The sequence below is a fragment of the Putridiphycobacter roseus genome (assembly GCF_003234935.1).
GTDB lineage: Bacteria > Bacteroidota > Bacteroidia > Flavobacteriales_D > Crocinitomicaceae > Putridiphycobacter > Putridiphycobacter roseus.
Map to the genome: position 1 here is coordinate 1 of NZ_QKSB01000011.1, position 15,994 is coordinate 15,994.

15 protein-coding genes and 1 tRNA gene are annotated in these 15,994 nt (G+C 33.6%); 7 read left to right on the plus strand and 9 right to left on the minus strand.

Annotated elements, in window-relative coordinates:
• Window positions 1-58, minus strand: a tRNA-Met gene (locus DNU06_RS14195).
• Between the two features lie 106 nt (window positions 59-164).
• Here DNU06_RS14195 and era point away from each other — a divergent pair.
• The 4 genes from era to DNU06_RS17860 all read left to right on the plus strand — a co-directional run bounded on the left by era (window position 165) and on the right by DNU06_RS17860 (window position 3,662).
• Window positions 165-1,040, plus strand: a complete 876-nt coding sequence (era, locus tag DNU06_RS14200; protein WP_111064161.1) for a GTPase Era — start codon at window positions 165-167, stop codon at window positions 1,038-1,040.
• Window position 1,041: 1 nt separating this feature from the next.
• Window positions 1,042-2,349, plus strand: coding sequence for a ribosome biogenesis GTPase Der (der, locus tag DNU06_RS14205; RefSeq protein WP_111064162.1), 1,308 nt, complete (start codon window positions 1,042-1,044; stop codon window positions 2,347-2,349).
• A gap of 29 nt (window positions 2,350-2,378) precedes the next feature.
• The gene (gene holA / locus DNU06_RS14210) at window positions 2,379-3,386 is read left to right on the plus strand and encodes a DNA polymerase III subunit delta (protein ID WP_111064163.1); all 1,008 of its coding nucleotides are present in this window, start codon (window positions 2,379-2,381) and stop codon (window positions 3,384-3,386) included.
• 102 nt (window positions 3,387-3,488) lie between these two features.
• A complete protein-coding gene (locus DNU06_RS17860; protein WP_158526906.1) occupies window positions 3,489-3,662 on the plus strand; it encodes a hypothetical protein in 174 nt (57 codons plus the stop codon).
• Between the two features lie 77 nt (window positions 3,663-3,739).
• Here the strand turns inward: DNU06_RS17860 and DNU06_RS14215 are convergent, their stop codons facing one another.
• Window positions 3,740-5,314, minus strand: coding sequence for a T9SS type A sorting domain-containing protein (locus DNU06_RS14215; RefSeq protein ID WP_111064164.1), 1,575 nt, complete (start codon window positions 5,312-5,314; stop codon window positions 3,740-3,742).
• A 1,597-nt stretch (window positions 5,315-6,911) separates the two neighbouring features.
• A complete protein-coding gene (locus DNU06_RS17865) occupies window positions 6,912-7,049 on the minus strand; it encodes a hypothetical protein (RefSeq protein ID WP_158526907.1) in 138 nt (45 codons plus the stop codon).
• Between the two features lie 239 nt (window positions 7,050-7,288).
• On the opposite strand from DNU06_RS17865, the gene DNU06_RS14225 reads away from it, so the two are divergent.
• Window positions 7,289-8,122, plus strand: a complete 834-nt coding sequence (locus tag DNU06_RS14225) for a CvfB family protein (RefSeq protein WP_111064166.1) — start codon at window positions 7,289-7,291, stop codon at window positions 8,120-8,122.
• Here the strand turns inward: DNU06_RS14225 and DNU06_RS14230 are convergent.
• The 5 genes from DNU06_RS14230 to DNU06_RS18155 form a co-directional block, all read right to left on the minus strand.
• A complete protein-coding gene (locus tag DNU06_RS14230; RefSeq protein ID WP_111064167.1) occupies window positions 8,119-8,874 on the minus strand; it encodes a LytR/AlgR family response regulator transcription factor in 756 nt (251 codons plus the stop codon). The genes DNU06_RS14225 and DNU06_RS14230 overlap by 4 nt on opposite strands.
• A complete protein-coding gene (locus tag DNU06_RS14235) occupies window positions 8,871-9,905 on the minus strand; it encodes a sensor histidine kinase (RefSeq protein WP_111064168.1) in 1,035 nt (344 codons plus the stop codon). The genes DNU06_RS14230 and DNU06_RS14235 overlap by 4 nt, the downstream gene beginning before the upstream one ends.
• A 3-nt stretch (window positions 9,906-9,908) precedes the next feature.
• Window positions 9,909-10,943, minus strand: coding sequence for a DUF2141 domain-containing protein (locus DNU06_RS14240; RefSeq protein ID WP_111064169.1), 1,035 nt, complete (start codon window positions 10,941-10,943; stop codon window positions 9,909-9,911).
• Window positions 10,944-11,049: 106 nt separating this feature from the next.
• A complete protein-coding gene (locus DNU06_RS14245; protein ID WP_111064170.1) occupies window positions 11,050-13,209 on the minus strand; it encodes a TonB-dependent receptor in 2,160 nt (719 codons plus the stop codon).
• A gap of 97 nt (window positions 13,210-13,306) precedes the next feature.
• Window positions 13,307-13,651: a DUF6787 family protein gene (locus tag DNU06_RS18155; RefSeq protein ID WP_111064171.1), complete on the minus strand. Its 345-nt coding sequence runs from the start codon at window positions 13,649-13,651 to the stop codon at window positions 13,307-13,309.
• Window positions 13,652-13,773: 122 nt separating this feature from the next.
• On the opposite strand from DNU06_RS18155, the gene DNU06_RS14255 reads away from it, so the two are divergent.
• Together DNU06_RS14255 and DNU06_RS14260 are read left to right on the plus strand one after the other, a co-directional pair.
• Window positions 13,774-14,733 (plus strand): hypothetical protein, encoded by a 960-nt coding sequence (locus tag DNU06_RS14255; RefSeq protein WP_111064172.1) that lies wholly within the window; start codon window positions 13,774-13,776, stop codon window positions 14,731-14,733.
• A 16-nt stretch (window positions 14,734-14,749) separates the two neighbouring features.
• Complete coding sequence (locus DNU06_RS14260; RefSeq protein WP_111064173.1) at window positions 14,750-15,592, plus strand: universal stress protein; 843 nt, start codon at window positions 14,750-14,752, stop codon at window positions 15,590-15,592.
• Window positions 15,593-15,609: 17 nt separating this feature from the next.
• Here DNU06_RS14260 and DNU06_RS14265 read toward each other — a convergent pair whose 3' ends face one another.
• Window positions 15,610-15,984 carry a 6-phosphogluconate dehydrogenase gene (locus DNU06_RS14265; RefSeq protein ID WP_146239260.1) on the minus strand — a complete coding sequence of 125 codons (375 nt, stop codon included), beginning with the start codon at window positions 15,982-15,984 and terminating at the stop codon, window positions 15,610-15,612.
• Window positions 15,985-15,994: the final 10 nt, after the last annotated feature.

Sequence of the window (15,994 nt, forward strand, 5' to 3'; positions counted from 1 at the left end):
GACAGGACTCGAACCTATGACCTTCGGGTTATGAGCCCGACGAGCTACCAACTGCTCCACCCCGCAATATATTTTTAGTTAAATAACTTCTGTTTTAATTGCGAGTGCAAATATATATTTTGTTTCTTTGCAAAACAAAATATTTTGTCTTTAATTTAAAAAAAATGTCACATAAATCCGGATTCGTAAATATTATTGGAAGTCCAAACGTAGGTAAGTCCACTTTAATGAATCGTTTAGTAGGCGAGAAATTGTCTATAATTACCTCCAAAGCCCAAACAACTCGTCATAGAATTCTTGGAATTGTAAATGAAGAAGACTATCAAATTGTCTTCTCAGATACACCAGGAGTGTTAGACGCGCATTATAAATTGCATGAAAACATGATGAAGTTTGTTAATTCAGCTTTAAAAGATGCAGATGTGCTGTTAGTAATGACAGATATTTTTGAAGAAACCATGAATCACAAAGAAACATTGGCTAGAATTCAAAAAACAAGTATACCTGTAATTGTATTGATTAATAAAATTGATCTAGGAGATCAAACAAAGTTGGAGGCAAAAGTAGCACAGTGGGCAGAAATTTTGCCAAATGCGCAAATTTTACCAATTTCTGCACTTGAAAACTTTAATGTAGACCTCATCTGGGAAAAAATTATAGCATTGATTCCTGAAAATCCACCTTATTATGATAAGGATCAATTAACGGATAAGCCTTTGCGATTTTTTATCTCAGAAATCATTAGAGAAAAAATATTTGAACAATACAAAAAAGAAATACCTTATTCTACTCAAGTAGAAATAGAAGAATATAAAGAAGAATTAAAAATTGTTCGTATTCGAGCAATTATTTATGTAGAACGTAAAACACAAAAAGGAATCATTATTGGACACCAAGGCCAAAAATTAAAATATGTTGGTATTGATGCCCGTAAGGACATTGAACAATTCATAGGGAAACAAGTGTTCTTGGAAATGTTCGTCAAAGTAGATGAGAATTGGCGTGGTAACGATAACAAATTAGAAAAACACGGATATTAATATGTCGAATATAATTGCAATTGTTGGAAGACCCAACGTAGGGAAATCTACTTTATTTAATCGCTTGACAAAGTCAAAAAGTGCGATTGTTGAAGAGATGAGTGGGGTGACTCGCGATAGAATTTATGGCGTTTCAGAGTGGAATGGTCGAGCATTTAGTGTGATTGATACAGGTGGATATGTAAGGGGTTCAGATGATATTTTTGAATCAGAGATACGAAAACAAGTGGAAATTGCTATAGAGGAAGCAAACGCTATCATATTTGTATCTGATGTCACTGTTGGTATTACAGATTTGGACGAATCTGTAGCTGCGATATTAAGAAAGGCTAAAAAACCAGTTTTTGTTGTCGCAAATAAAGTGGATAATGCGACGAGAGCAAATGATGCTTTCGAATTTTTTAATTACGGACTGGGGGATGTTTACAACCTTTCGTCTATTAATGGATCCGGTACCGGTGAATTATTGGATGATTTGGTGAAAGTATTTAAAGATGATGTGGATGAAGAAGAGTCAGATGTTCCTAGAATTTCTATTGTTGGAAAACCAAATGTAGGGAAATCATCTTTTATTAATGCCATCACAGGGGAGCAGCGGAATATAGTAACCGATATTTCTGGGACAACTCGAGATTCGATAGATACAGATTTTAAATTGTTTGGTTTCGACTTTAAATTAGTGGATACGGCAGGTATTCGTAAGAAAAATAAAGTACATGAAGACATTGAATATTATTCTGTTATTCGTTCTGTAAGAAGTATTGAGTATTCTGATGTCTGTGTTTTGATGATAGATGCTACTGAAGGACTACAAAAACAAGATTTAAATATTTTTTATATCATTGAAAAGAATAAAAAAGGTGTTGTTTTATTGGTAAACAAATGGGATTTAATCGAAGATAAAAGTCCAGAGTATGTTAAGGAATATGAGGATAAATTAAGAGAAGATTTAGCACCATTTAATAATGTGCCAATTATTTTCACTTCTACTATTTCTAAACAAAGACTGCACAGAGCACTCGAGAAGACAATGGAGGTATATGCAAATAGAATGCAAAAAATCCCAACTTCTGAATTGAATAACTTCTTGCAAGATGTGATAGAACGAAGTCCGCCACCATCTGTAAAAGGTAAGTTTATTAAAATTAAATTTGTTACCCAATTACCTACGCATTCGCCTTCTTTTGCATTATTTTGTAATTTACCACAATATATTCGTGACGATTATAAACGATTTATTGAAAATAAATTACGCCAACGATTCAATTTTGAAGGGGTGCCAATTCGTATTTTCTTTAGAAAAAAATAAATTTAAGTAACCATCTATACTTTGTTAAAGTGACTTATAAAGACGTAATTAAAAATATAAAAAACAAGCAGTTCTCTCCCATCTATTTATTGCATGGGGAAGAGCCGTTTTATATGGATAAGATTGTCAATTATATTAGCAACAATGTATTGGATGCGTCAGAGCGAGATTTTAACCAAACTATTGTTTACGCAAAAGATACTCCTCCAATTCAAGTAGTAGATGCAGCTTCGCGTCTACCCATGATGGCCGAAAGGCAGGTAGTGATTGTAAAAGAAGCACAAGAGTATACAAAAGCAAGTCAATGGGAGGTGTTTGAAAGCTACTTTACAGCGCCTTCACCAGATACTATTTTGGTATTTGCATTCAAATATAAAAAATTTGATAAGCGATCAAGAATGTATAAGCTATTGGCTAAAACAGCTTTTGTATATGAATCTGTAGGTGTAAAAGACTATGAGCTGGGTAAGTGGATTAGAGCTTACGTAACAGAGCAAAAACAGCAAATTACGGATAAGGGGGTAGCCTTGATTGCGGAATTTGTAGGAAATGATTTGTCGCGACTAGCTAATGAACTAGAAAAATTGTTTTTGTTGGTGGAAGATGGGCAACAAATTACAGAAAAAGATATAGAAAAGAATATAGGAATCAGTAAGGATTATAATGTTTTTGAATTAGTAAATGCCGTTTTGGATAAAGATTTTCAAAAAGCACTAAAAATTATTAATTACTTTGAACAAAATCCAAAAGCAGCGCATATTATTACTGTAATTTCAAATTTATTAACTTTATATCAACGTCTATTTAAGATTCATTTCTTAAAAACTACAGATCCACGACAAATTGCAACGACATTAAAAATTCACCCATATCCGGCAAAAGAGATGCTTTCAAAAAAGTCAAAACATCCACCAAAAATCATATCTAGAAACTTTAATATATTGAGGGAGTATGATTTAACGGCTAAAGGGGTAGATGCTTCAGGTATACCTGATGCCGCCCTGATGAAGGAAATGGTGTTCCGCTTGTTGCACTGATATATGTTAAAAAAATAAAAAAAACAAAATATTTTGTATGTAAATTACAGTTTTGTTAAACTTTTTCCGTTTATTTGATAAACAAATTATTATTTTCAAACCATGGCTAGAAAGAAAACCAAAGAGAAAGTAGAGAAAATTCTTAATGAAATCAAAAATTCTACTCCAAAGTTTAAATTACAATTAGATAGTAAAACAACAATTACTTTAAAAACGCAAGAACAACTTGACAAATGGATGCTATTGTATCCCAAAGCAGAGTTGATTACTGTATAATATTTAAATTTTCAAAAAATTAAAGGCGACATTCATTAGAATGCCGCCTTTTTTGTTGGTGTGTTTTAAAAGCTATTTTATGCTTTAATCAATTTTAAAACCTTTGTTACTTGGTTGTCTTGAATTACTTTTACCATGTAAATACCTTTTGCCTTTGGTGCTTGAATGCGGTCTGTAGCATTCCTGTTTGCGCTTGAAGCAATTAACTTTCCATTCAAATCATAAATTTCAATGGTAAAGGTTCCTTCAACTGAAATACTAAATTGATCTTGAGTAGGGTTGGGAAAAAGCGCTAATTTGTTACTTGCTTCTTGCGTTTCATTTAAACCTAAAACCACTTGTTGACAGTAAAAATGTTGTTGTTCATTATAAAATAATTGCGCACTGTCTGCTACATCCAAAAGTCCATTCACATTCAGTAAGTTATTGCCGCCATTCCTTGAGTAAAGCACGGCATAGTCGTAACAAATAAAATCACCAGGAGCAAAATTATCAATTGGTGTTGAAGCGATAAAAGCGCGCCTGTCACCCACAGTATTTGAAGCGCTGGCTTCATTCCATGAATTTGGATCATTTGGGTTGCCATCATACATGAAATTGTGAGCTGTGTTGCCCCCTAGTCCATTACCTCCGTATGTAAATGGTAATCCATTCCCCCAAGAAGCGTTTAAAGCACGCCAAATACTAGAGTCTACCACTGGGTCACTTTGAATACCTCCTGCATTATTGTAAAATCCTGCTGCATTCATGTTGTGATTTAATAGCTTAACACCACAAGCTGGAGGATTTGCTCCAAACTTATAAGGATTAGACCCGCTATCATCAAAGGAGTCTCCATTATAACCGAAAACCATATTTTTATCGACCGAAGATCCTATGTAATCATCATTAATTCCACCAATGTCAAAATCAACGTAATTTCCAACGATCAATTGATTGTAGGTTTTCTGAGAGCGATTGATCACTTTTAAATTGATAAAGGTGGTGGAGTCCAAAAAACCGTTTACGGCGTATTGATACACCATAAAATGATATTCCATGTCCATATTCTTACCTCCTGAATGTGGGTGGTTGCCATCATTGTCGTTTAAAATAAAGTACATGGCTTCATCTCCTCTGATTAAGGGGTAGTCTCCTAATTGCGGCTCGTAGAGGTCGTTTCCGTTGTTGTCGACAAAAGGAGCTAAAAGTGATGCTTCACCATTGCTTGTATTTCCGTTCCCTGGCCAATTGGCAATATCGTATGGAGTGACATAGCTAGGTTGGCTCCAATGGTTTTTATGGGTTTGAATTTGAGAAGAGGTAATTGTGTAAATATAGTTGTATTGGTCAATAAAGTTTTGATTGCTGTAATTGTTTGCCACCGGTCCAGTCTTAAAATCTTTATTATTTGAGGTAAACATATTGGCACAAACACGTACTGAATCGTCTTCGTCTTTGGCGCCAATCCAAAAAGAACTATTATAAATGGTTTTAATGATTGTGCCCGAAGTGTCCATTATTCCATAGCCTGCAACATAAGTACTTGGATTTGTAAATAAACAAGCATCTGCATTCACATTGGCAAACATTTTATTGATGCTCAAAGTGTCGTATTGCGTCATGCCGAATTGAGAGAGCGTCAAGGTCAGTATCGTTAGTATATTTCTCATAATATTGGGGTTTTATTTATTAATAATCAATTTTGTGTAGTTCGTTTTTCCTTCTGAAATTACCTTTACGACATAAAGTCCATTCGGGATATCTAGTTCNAACTTTTACTGAATTGGTATTGTTTAATTGCTCGAAAACAGTTTTACCATTTAGGTCAATGATAGACAGGTTGTAATCTCCTTCGTAATATAAACTGATTTGATTTTGAGCCGGGTTAGGGTATAGGTTTAATGCTTGATTTGTTTGTTTAAAGTTATTTTCACCTAAAATTACATCTTCACAATAATTAGTTTGTTGGTCATAAAAGTTCTGAACATAGTCCGCCACAGCGAACAAACTGTCTACATTTGTTAAAGAATTCCCACCAGCTCTAGATGTTATTACTGCAAAGTCATAACAAATGATATCTCCTGGTCCGAAATTATCTATTGGGTCAGCGGTCAATAATGTTCGCCTATCTCCTAAAGAATTCATGTTGCTAAACTCTGTTGATGAACTTGTATCTGTAGGAGAACCATCATGCATGTAATTGGTTGGTATTGTACCGTTAAACCCATATCCGCCAACTGTCATTGGACTTCCATCACCCCATTTAGCATTTAAATAATTCCAAAATGTTGTGTCCTCAGTACCTCCTCCGCCATAATTTCCCGCATTTAAAAAAATTGCAGCTGACTGCATGGTTTGATTTAAAAGTTTTATGCCACAAGCAGGTGGATTTTCTCCGAACTTATATGGGTTTGACCCCGCATCATCAATATTGTCTCCATTATAGGCGTAAATTAAATTTCTTATGCTAGAGGATCCAGCAAGGTCATCTTCTGCACCTCCAATGTCAAAATCTGTAAAATTTGCCACTTTGAATTGTTGGTATGTGTTTTCAGACCTGTTGATTACTTTTAAATTAATGAAAGTGGTTGAGTCCAAATTACCACTTTCATGATATTGATATACCATTATATGGACTTCAATATTTAAAGGTGTTCGGTTTGTCATTGAAGTAAAGGGAGAAGCATCATTCAAGATGAAAAATGCAGCTTCATCTCCTCTAATTAATGGTACATCTCCATCCTCAGGTTGGTATAGAAGTGATCCATAATTATTGAAATAAGGGGCGAGAAGTGTGGCTTCTCCATTGCCAAAACTATTTGCTGGCCAATCTAAAATATTATTGGGTGTCACATATCCAGGGTCGTTAAAATGATTTAGATGATATTGAATTTCACTTTTAGTAACTGTATATACTTTAGTGTAACGTAATGGATAGTTAGGATGAAAATAGTCATCTGCAATTGGCCCAAATGATAATTGAACTGTAGAATTTACAGACCTATTTATTGAAGTGTGTAAATCGCCATTATTATCTAATCCACCAAACCAAAAGGAACTATTGTAAATTGTTTTTGGACCAGTAAAATCATTGGTTTTAGGGACTTCGTATCCTGCTCTATTGGTGTTGATGTTTGAAAAAAGAAAAGGCGTTGCCGATAAAAAAGCATTTACTTTATTGGCTTCAAGATGCACATATTGCGCCATTAGGCTTGTGCTAAAAAATAATGCACTAAAAAGAATAAATTTTCTCATAATATTGGGGTTTTATTTATTAATAATCAATTTTGTGTAGTTCGTTTTTTCAGTTGGATTAATTATTCCATAACCTGCTTCATAAGTAATAGGGTTTGTAATTAAACAAGTATCGGCATTCACATTGGCAAACATTTTATGAATGTTCAAAATGTCGCATCCTGCTCATACCAATTGTGTAATTACTATAATTATTAGGTAGATGTTTTTTTCATAGACATTTGGTTATTAATTAGATCCTAAAAGTAGGTTATCATGTTTTTATTTCAAAGTAAATAAAATCAGATGTTTATGAATTTTATACAGGTCTAACTAAAAAAAATAAATTTTATCTGTTATTCAAATAAAATAATTTGTAACTCTTATGGTTTGAATCGTATATTTGCATTATGGTTAATATTGGTAAAATAAATCACCTTACAATTGTAAAAGAGGTTGATTTCGGAATGTATTTAGACGGTGGAGAGGATTTTGGTGAAATATTATTGCCTTTGAGATATATCACGCCAGCTTGTATCGTCGGTGAATCTGTTGATGTTTTCATTTACCTCGATTCAGAGGATAGAATTATTGCGACTACTGATTTTCCATTGGCCATGGTTGATGACTTTGCATTGCTAGAAGTTGTGGATACTGCTCCAATGGGCGCTTTTGTAGATTGGGGCTTAGCCAAAGATTTATTGATTCCATTTGCCGAACAAAAAGCGGATCTAAGAATAGGGGAGAAGGTAATTGTGAAGATTTACCTAGATGAAATGACAGAACGTATTACAGGTTCGACAAAAGTAGACCGATTTTTAGACCAAATACCTCACGAATTTGAAACAGATCAAGAAGTAGGATTAATGGTCTATTCAAAAACTGATTTAGGCTATAAAGTAATTATTAATAATGAATTTTGGGGACTGCTATACGAAAATGAAGTTTTTAAACCTATTCAAAGAGGTGACTTTATTAAAGGATACATCAAGCAAGTCCGTGAAGACGAAAAAATTGATGTTTATTTGCAAAAAGCAGGTTATTGGAATATTGATAACGTAACCAAATCAGTGTTGGATAAATTAAAGTCCCAAGCAGGTTATATGGAAGTGACTGACAAGTCTTCTCCTGACACCATCAAACACATTTTTGGAATCAGTAAAAAGTCATTTAAAAAGGCAATTGGAAGTTTGTATAAAGAAAAGATTATTACAATTGAAGACAAAGGAATACGTTTACTTTAAGCGTCTATCCAACTTTTAAAAGCCTTTACTTTTTCTCTAGCAACCACTACTTCAACTAGGTTTAGGTGCGGAATTACTATTTTTAATCGGCTATTACTGTGTGCTATAATTTCAGTAATGGCTTGAATGTTAACAATGATTTTTCTATTGATTTTAAAGTAAAGCGTAGGGTCTAACAGATGAACTATTTCTTCTAGTGATTGATCTAAAACATAGTTACGCCCTTCATTGGTCAATAAGTAGGTCCCTTTTTGCTCACTGTAAAAGGCATTAATGCTTGTAATTGGGATGGATCTTATCTTTTCCCCAACCTTAATCATAAATCTTGATTTATAGGTTTTTGTCTCTTTGGTAATTTGTTGAATTAAATTTTGTAAATCTATCACTGGAGAAGCTGTTATTTGAAATTGTTCAAATTTGTTAATTGCTTTTTTTAAGCGTTCTTCGGCAATGGGTTTTAATAAATAATCTATACCATTGGTCTCAAAAGCTATGATGGCGTATTGGTCGTAAGCCGTAGTGAATACAATAGGACAATCAACTGAAATTTGACTGTAAATTTCAAAGCTCAACCCGTCTGCCAATTGAATGTCTGAAAAAATGAGGTCAACTTTTGTGGTTTGTAAAAAAGTAATACTCTCCCTTACCGTTTCTAACTTGGCAATAATTTTAAAGTGTGGCGCCAGCATACCTAATAATTTTTCTAAGCGAATTGCCGCTCTCGATTCATCTTCAATAATTAATACATTCATTTATCTGCTGCTTTTAGAATGGGTAATTTTACGATAAAGTAATCACTGTCAAACTTTACTTCAATTTGTTTGTTAAAAAAGGCATACTGCTGCTCCAAATTCTTTAAACCAATTTTGTTAGAGTGTATTTTATCCGTTTTTAATCGTATTTTGTTTTTGATGACTATGGTATCATCTATCCTTTTTATTGTAATATTTAAAGGATTTAGTGTGGAAACTTCATTGTGCTTCACTGCGTTTTCTACAATTAATTGTAAGGCAATGGGGACAATCAAATCGGTAGGGGTGGCATCTAAATCAATGGCCACATTCAGTTTGTCTTCGAATCTAATTTTGAGTAGGAAAATATATTTTTCTAAAAAGATTAATTCTTCTTCTAATGGTCGCAAATCATGGTCTTTGCTTTCTAATACATAGCGATACATGTCGCTGAATTTTTGGATGAATTTTACGGCTAAATCTTGGTCTTCATGAACCAACTCGGTCAACACGTTTAAACTGTTAAACATAAAGTGAGGGTTGATCTGGTTCTTTAATGATTCATATTTATAATTAAGCATTTCAGTTTTTAATTGTTCTCTAATTAATTCAGATTTTTTCCAATTCACAAAAAATCCAATAGCCCCAGTAATTAATGAAATAAAAAATGAAATATAAACCGGTAAGGCCCAATATGAAATTTCTTGTGTAATGGTTACTAAAGGGGATTGGCCTACCACTATCCATGTCATTATTGACTGCACAAAAGCATAAGCTAAAACCGAGTACAAAACAACTGATATTACGGTCCATATAAAACGCTGGAGGGGAAAATTCAACCAGTTGTATTTTTTATTTATTATGCCTTGAATATATGCATGGCCCAACCATTGTGTGATTGAAATGGCTGCAGCCCATACCACAGCAATTGCCATTCTTGTAATAGAAAAATTAAAGTTGAAAAATAAGAGCGTGATGATGCATCCCAGCCCTAGGTTTGCCAACAAAAATGACCACCAATTTTTAAAAGGGTATAGGATGCTGCTTTTCATGTTTTAGTTTCTTGTTTTTAAAGATAAGGTTAAATCTTTATCGAATGTAAAAATAGTCTCCTTGAAATCTGGTGCTTTCATTAATGCTTTTGCATTATTAGAAAATCCATAGCCCTCTGTCGGTCTTCCGTATTTATCACTGTCCATTTTCAGGTTTGAATTTTCATCATGAAAATAGGAGATGGAATATAGACCGGAGGCTAAATTTTTAATGAATATTGTTGATTTGTTCTGCTCAATAGATCCGCTGATGGTTTGAATGACTGTTTCGTTTTCATCTTTCACTTGCAGTAGCACGCTGCCATTGTTTGAAGCCAAATCAGTAATGTTTATCGTTAAAATATTTGACTTACTTGTAGTTATTGTGTCTACTCCCATTATGGTTACTTTTTCTTCTGGCGAACAAGATTTTGCCATGGTAATCAAATAGTTTTTACCCCAAACTGGATGGAATTCACTTTTTGGTGGAAAGCTGTCCCAAGTGGCAAGTAAAGCTTTTGCTTCTTCACATAATGGGGCTGTATCTGTCCCAAAAAATTGCGCTGTTCCATAAGCATTCGCAATTTTCAACTGTCTTGCTCTTAAATTTTCAGGGTCTAAAGCCAATGCCGTGCCTACGGATGTTGCGCTAAGTATTGAATATTTTTGTCCGCGTTCCATAGGATTTATACTCAATCGTGCGGTATAATACAAAGCTTCTAATGCGAACACTTCCGCTTCTTTTGTTGCTGTTTTTTTTAGTTTCTCTATACTTTGTTCAGCTATGTCAAGCAAGGCATCTTTTTCAGCGCCTACACCTGATTTAACATAATAATTTGCCATAATATAACACAGGGCATTATAATATTCAGGAAGCCAATTTTCAGTTGCTACATTCGCAATTTGTTGAAACTTAAAGGAAGTATTAGTGAACTCTTCCACTGTTTTAGAATTTTCATATTGCGTCAATGCTTCTTCCATTTTTTGTGCAAACATTGTATTTTGAGCGGAGCCATGAAAAGAAAGCAAAAGTGTTAGGGTAAGGATTAAAGTTTTCATAATATTCAGATTTAATGGTTAGTGTAAAAATGCTTCTATTCAGTTGTAAATAAAAATAAAGTATGCTGAATTGTTGATTATTACTGTTGAATTGTAATAATGAAGTTTATTGTATTTTATCCAGTTGGTTTTTGTCGCCAGTTTTACTTAAAGTGATGAAACAACCTATGATAAAAAAACGATCTGCTGGAGGAGTGATCAAGGCCTTTTCATAAACTCCTGCTTCATTCGGGGTATTTGCAAATTCATAGCCATAAGATTGTTTGTAGCCCAAAACATTTGTGGCAGAAGCATAAAAAATAACATTTTCGCGGTATAAAAAACTGGCGTTTAAATTCAAGGATTGGTAAGCACGCATTTGTTGGCAGTTAAATGAAATTTCATTGGGATCGTTAAAAAAACGAGGAGAAGCATAGGAAAAAGAAGCACCAAATAAGGTGCGTATTTTTCTAACCCAATGCTTGTATACTACTGATATATTATGTTTACTCGCAAATCGAGGTGTTGCTGTTGATGGGAAATTTAAATAATTTCTTTTGGTATCTAAATAGGAGTATGAAATCCAATAATCCCCATTCTTAATTGTTTTTTTATCCCTAACGAATAAGTCTATACCATAAGCCAAGCCATTTCCTTTATTGCTGTAATAAGCAGGATCGTAAAAAGGTAAAGCTGAATTGAATTTCACTAAGTTTTTGTAAGGTTTACAATATGCCTCTATTTTTAACGAACGTTTGTTTCTAGTGAAAGAATAGTTGAGTAGGTAATGATTGGCCAATTCGAATGTTAATTTGTTACTGTACAGCATAAAATCATTTTTTGGGGTTTGATAAAACTGTCCATAAGCAAATGACATTTGACTGTTTTTACTGATTTTGTAAGCCATGGATATTCTAGGAGAAAGTTTTTCATGTTTTAAATAGGTTGAATGGTCAAATCTTCCTCCAAAGCGTGTCACTAATTTCTTTGATAAATACCAATCAAACTCAATAAAAGATCCCAAGTGTTGGTCTGAAAATTCTTGATTCATGTTGGCTGCCGTACTTTTAAATTGTTGATTGTAATTATTGGTGAATACTTCAGCACCAGTATTCAACTTGAACTTTTTAGAAAAGGAATGTGTAAATTTGGATTTGAAGTGTAAGCCATTTGTCGTTTCTTCAAATAGGTTTGAATTGATATTTATGGTTTCAATATAATTGGTAAATGCACCGCTCAAGTACATTACCCATTCCTTGCCAATAATTCCTTTATATGAAGTGTTGATGTAGGTATTTTTGTTGGCCAAGTTCAATTTGTCTTCCACTTGACTGTCAATGTTAAAATCCATCAAGTCAAACTTTGTTTGAGAATAATTACCGTAGACTTTCCATAAACCTTTTTTTGTTTTTTTTCTGAAACTGATCGCCGATTCAATACTCTCTGGCATTTTGTTCCAATGAATTCCTTGTGGAACTAATTTCATATAGGGTGTTAAATTCGAATAGTCAACACTAGCAGTTACCGCCGTTTTTTTCCATTTCTTTGTACCTGCTAAACCCAGGCCAATTGACAATATTGAAATGTCTAATTGGTCTTCATTTTGCATGCCTTTGGTGTCGAGTAATAATACAGAAGAAAGCGCCTCGCCATATTCGGCAGAAAAGCCACCCGTACTAAAAACATTTCCTTCAAACATAAATGGATTGAATCTACTCCTAACAGAAGTATTGGGAGCAGATGCGTTGTATGGATTTTGTACCAGTGCTCCATCAATGTAGGTTTGACTTTCATCACTGCTGCCACCCCTTACAAATAGCTTTCCTGATTCTCCGTTGTTCGAAGTTCCAGGTAAATATTGTAATGCGTTTACCACATTTCCGCTAGCTCCAGGTGTTGTTATCATGTCTAATGCAGATAAAAGCACGGCTTTCTTTTTGTCGCCTGCTTCAAATGATCCTGCAGTAATTACAACGGCCTCTAATTCGTTGAATTTTTCCTTCATGCGAATATGTAAGTCTAAAGTGTCAGAATTAATGAGGTAAGGGATTTGTTGGGTTTCAAAGCCAATGTACTGGCAAATTAGGAGGATCGAATCGACTTTTTGTGTTTTAAATTTAAATACACCTTTTTGATTAGTGATTGTACCATCATATGTACCAGAAACAATAATGCTGGCACCAAGGAGAGGGGATCCTTTTTCATTGGTTATTTTTCCTGTAATGGTGTGCTGAGAAAAAATGTAATAGGGAGCTAAAAAGATTACGATTATCCATATTGCTTTCATAATATTTGATGGTTTAAGTCAAATATCAGTGAATACGAATGGAATTAAAAACGGTAGTCGACGAATTGTCGTTTGGGGTAGATGAATTGTAATTAAGTTATTTTTTTTTGCTAAATAGCTGTTTTATTCGACGGAAAGTTCGCTTTTCAAACTCCCAGAAAAAGTAAAATTGTCCAAGTATGAAGCCGTAAAACAACAATACAATATTGTAGATGGGTAATATTAGTAGGTAATAAAGAATCGAAAATAAGGTATTTGATTCACCTGATTCGGAAAAAAAACTGAGGACTGGTTTTTTTATTAAAAGAATAGTGGTACCCGTAATGGCAAACACAAACAAAATGGTAAGTACCTGTAAATAATTAACACCCCAACGTTTTTGGAGTTTTTCTATCCAACTCAAGTTAGATAAGTTATTCGGTGGCGTGTTTTTATCTATCATTTTAAATCAGTTGCAAATATAACAACTTTAAAGTTGTGAAATTTTAATTTAATCTTAACCTTTACTTAATAGTTAACACTAATTAATGTGCGTTTTTTGTACTGCATTTTTATGCTAAACGTATGGATTTTTCACTTGTTGTAATGTATTTAGGGTTTACTTTTGCTGCTTATTCAGTGGTAGGAAACGATACCATTCAAACCTTAGGTACTTTTTTAAGTTCTAATGAAAGAAAAAAGTGGTGGGTCCTTTGGCTGTTTGCAGGAGGGATTTTGAGTGTGACATTGATTTATGGTTATTATACACATAACGGTGACGTGTCTTATGGCAGGTTGGAAAAGTATCCGTTGCCCGAACATTTTTCTTGGTATTACCTTTTACCTCCCCTTATATTATTACTGCTTACCCGGACTGGTATTCCGGTGAGTACCTCCTTTTTGATTCTTACTTTTTTTAACGAGAAAAATTTAACCAGTATGGTAACTAAATCAGTTATTGGTTATTTGGTGGCTTTTGGGGCGGCTATATTGTTGTATTTATTGATTTCAAAAATTCTAGAAAAACGATTTATTGAAAACCCAATTTCAAAAAGAAGTAATATCATTTGGACCGTATTACAGTGGTGTTCTACTGGTTTTTTATGGTCCCAATGGTTAATTCAAGATTTTGCAAATATCTATGTCTATTTACCACGTCAGTTAGATATTGGTACCATGATTTTTTCTTTGGTAGTTATTTTAGCGCTATTGGCTTATATTATAGCTTCAAAAGGTGGCGCTATTCAGGGTATTGTGAAATCAAAGACCAATACAGTGGATATTAGATCAGCCACAATTATTGATTTTGTTTATGGCATTATTCTCTTTTATTTTAAAGAAATGAATGATGTACCAATGAGTACCACTTGGGTGTTTATTGGGATTTTGGCTGGTCGAGAAATTTCTTTAAATTTTGTGTTAAGAAAAAAAGAGGCCAGACGGGAAATGTTTAAATCTCTCGGTTCAGACTTAGTAAAAGTTTTAATTGGTCTTGTTGTCAGTATTATACTGGTGTTTATTGTTAAATTTTTTGCTAAATTGTAATGTGAATCATATAAATATGAAAAATATATTATTTCCTACAAACTTTACTGAGCATTCTAATAATGCATTTATCTACGCATTAGAATATGCAAAAAAAACAGGATCTAAGTTAGTGGTTTACCATACTTTTGATCCAAATGCCCCTATTTCAGAAGAGACAATCGCGTTTTATGGGGAAAATGATTTAAAAAACTTTATCTATAAAAAAGAAAAATTTCTTCCTTTTGAAAATTTAAAGGAAGCACACCATGCAAAAGATGTAAAAGTAAAATACATAGTAGAGGAGGGTGAATTTATTGCAAATGTAAAAGCATATATTGAAAAAAAAGAGGATAAGATTTCATTGGTGATTATGGGGGCCCAAAGGAACTCAAACCAATTATTCAATTTTTTTATGGAGACCAAAACATTGCAATTGGTTAGTAAAATTAATAAACCAGTTATTGCTGTTCCTAAACCGTTGAGTTTTGATGGTGCTATTGATAATATTGCCTTTTTAGTCGATTATCGGGAGGATGAAAAAGGACCGCTTTTGGAGATTTTGGCGCAAACCAAAACTTTTAACGCAACCTTACATGTCATACATGTCGACCTTGCCCATAGTGAGTCTATTGTCCCTCAAATGGATCAATTTAAAGACTCTTTAGCTTATGCAAATATAGATAAAGTAACTTTTAAGTCTATTGACTCGATTAATCTGCGCGATTCCTTGTCCGTTTATTGTAAGGAGAATAACATTGACATGGTTTGCTTAATCAATCATTATCGAAATTTTTACCAACGTTTATTTTCTTATAGTCTAGCTGAAATGTTAATTGATCATTTGGATATCCCAGTAATGGCTATCTACCAAGATTAATTGGAAAGAGTAAATGTTTATTGTTTACTTTTTATGTCGTATACAAAGTAATTGGTTTTGCCTTGCCAAGGCATGGCTTTATTAATCTCTTTGTAAGATACAGTGACTTTTTCTCCTTCAAAACCTTGAATCTTTTGATACATGGCTTCATCTTCTATGGAAAAGTCCCAAACGTTCCCCATAATACCTGTTGATTGGTCGGTACCAAAACCACCTAAATTTAATTGGCCTTCGTAGGTTTTGAAGAAGTATCCTTTTTTAGAAGTTTTTATCAAATGCCCAGTCCTAGTACCTTCGCTGTAAGTAAAGTTGGTAAACAAAAAATATAATATGACAAATAGAACCATGCCAATGCCGACAAAAATGATTATTCTTTTAAGAAGAGGGTGCATATTGATTTTT

Excerpts from the sequence above, each read along its gene's own strand:
- DNU06_RS14260 (WP_111064173.1), top strand. The coding sequence starts at position 14,750 with ATGAAAAATATATTATTTCCTACAAACTTTACTGAGCATTCTAATAAT.
- DNU06_RS18155 (WP_111064171.1), bottom strand. The coding sequence starts at position 13,651 with ATGATAGATAAAAACACGCCACCGAATAACTTATCTAACTTGAGTTGG.
- DNU06_RS14245 (WP_111064170.1), bottom strand. The coding sequence starts at position 13,209 with ATGAAAGCAATATGGATAATCGTAATCTTTTTAGCTCCCTATTACATT.
- DNU06_RS14215 (WP_111064164.1), bottom strand. The coding sequence starts at position 5,314 with ATGAGAAATATACTAACGATACTGACCTTGACGCTCTCTCAATTCGGC.
- DNU06_RS14230 (WP_111064167.1), bottom strand. The coding sequence starts at position 8,874 with ATGAATGTATTAATTATTGAAGATGAATCGAGAGCGGCAATTCGCTTA.
- DNU06_RS14255 (WP_111064172.1), top strand. The coding sequence starts at position 13,774 with ATGGATTTTTCACTTGTTGTAATGTATTTAGGGTTTACTTTTGCTGCT.
- DNU06_RS14265 (WP_146239260.1), bottom strand. The coding sequence starts at position 15,984 with ATGCACCCTCTTCTTAAAAGAATAATCATTTTTGTCGGCATTGGCATG.
- DNU06_RS14235 (WP_111064168.1), bottom strand. The coding sequence starts at position 9,905 with ATGAAAAGCAGCATCCTATACCCTTTTAAAAATTGGTGGTCATTTTTG.
- der (WP_111064162.1), top strand. The coding sequence starts at position 1,042 with ATGTCGAATATAATTGCAATTGTTGGAAGACCCAACGTAGGGAAATCT.
- era (WP_111064161.1), top strand. The coding sequence starts at position 165 with ATGTCACATAAATCCGGATTCGTAAATATTATTGGAAGTCCAAACGTA.
- DNU06_RS14225 (WP_111064166.1), top strand. The coding sequence starts at position 7,289 with ATGGTTAATATTGGTAAAATAAATCACCTTACAATTGTAAAAGAGGTT.
- DNU06_RS14240 (WP_111064169.1), bottom strand. The coding sequence starts at position 10,943 with ATGAAAACTTTAATCCTTACCCTAACACTTTTGCTTTCTTTTCATGGC.
- DNU06_RS17860 (WP_158526906.1), top strand. The coding sequence starts at position 3,489 with ATGGCTAGAAAGAAAACCAAAGAGAAAGTAGAGAAAATTCTTAATGAA.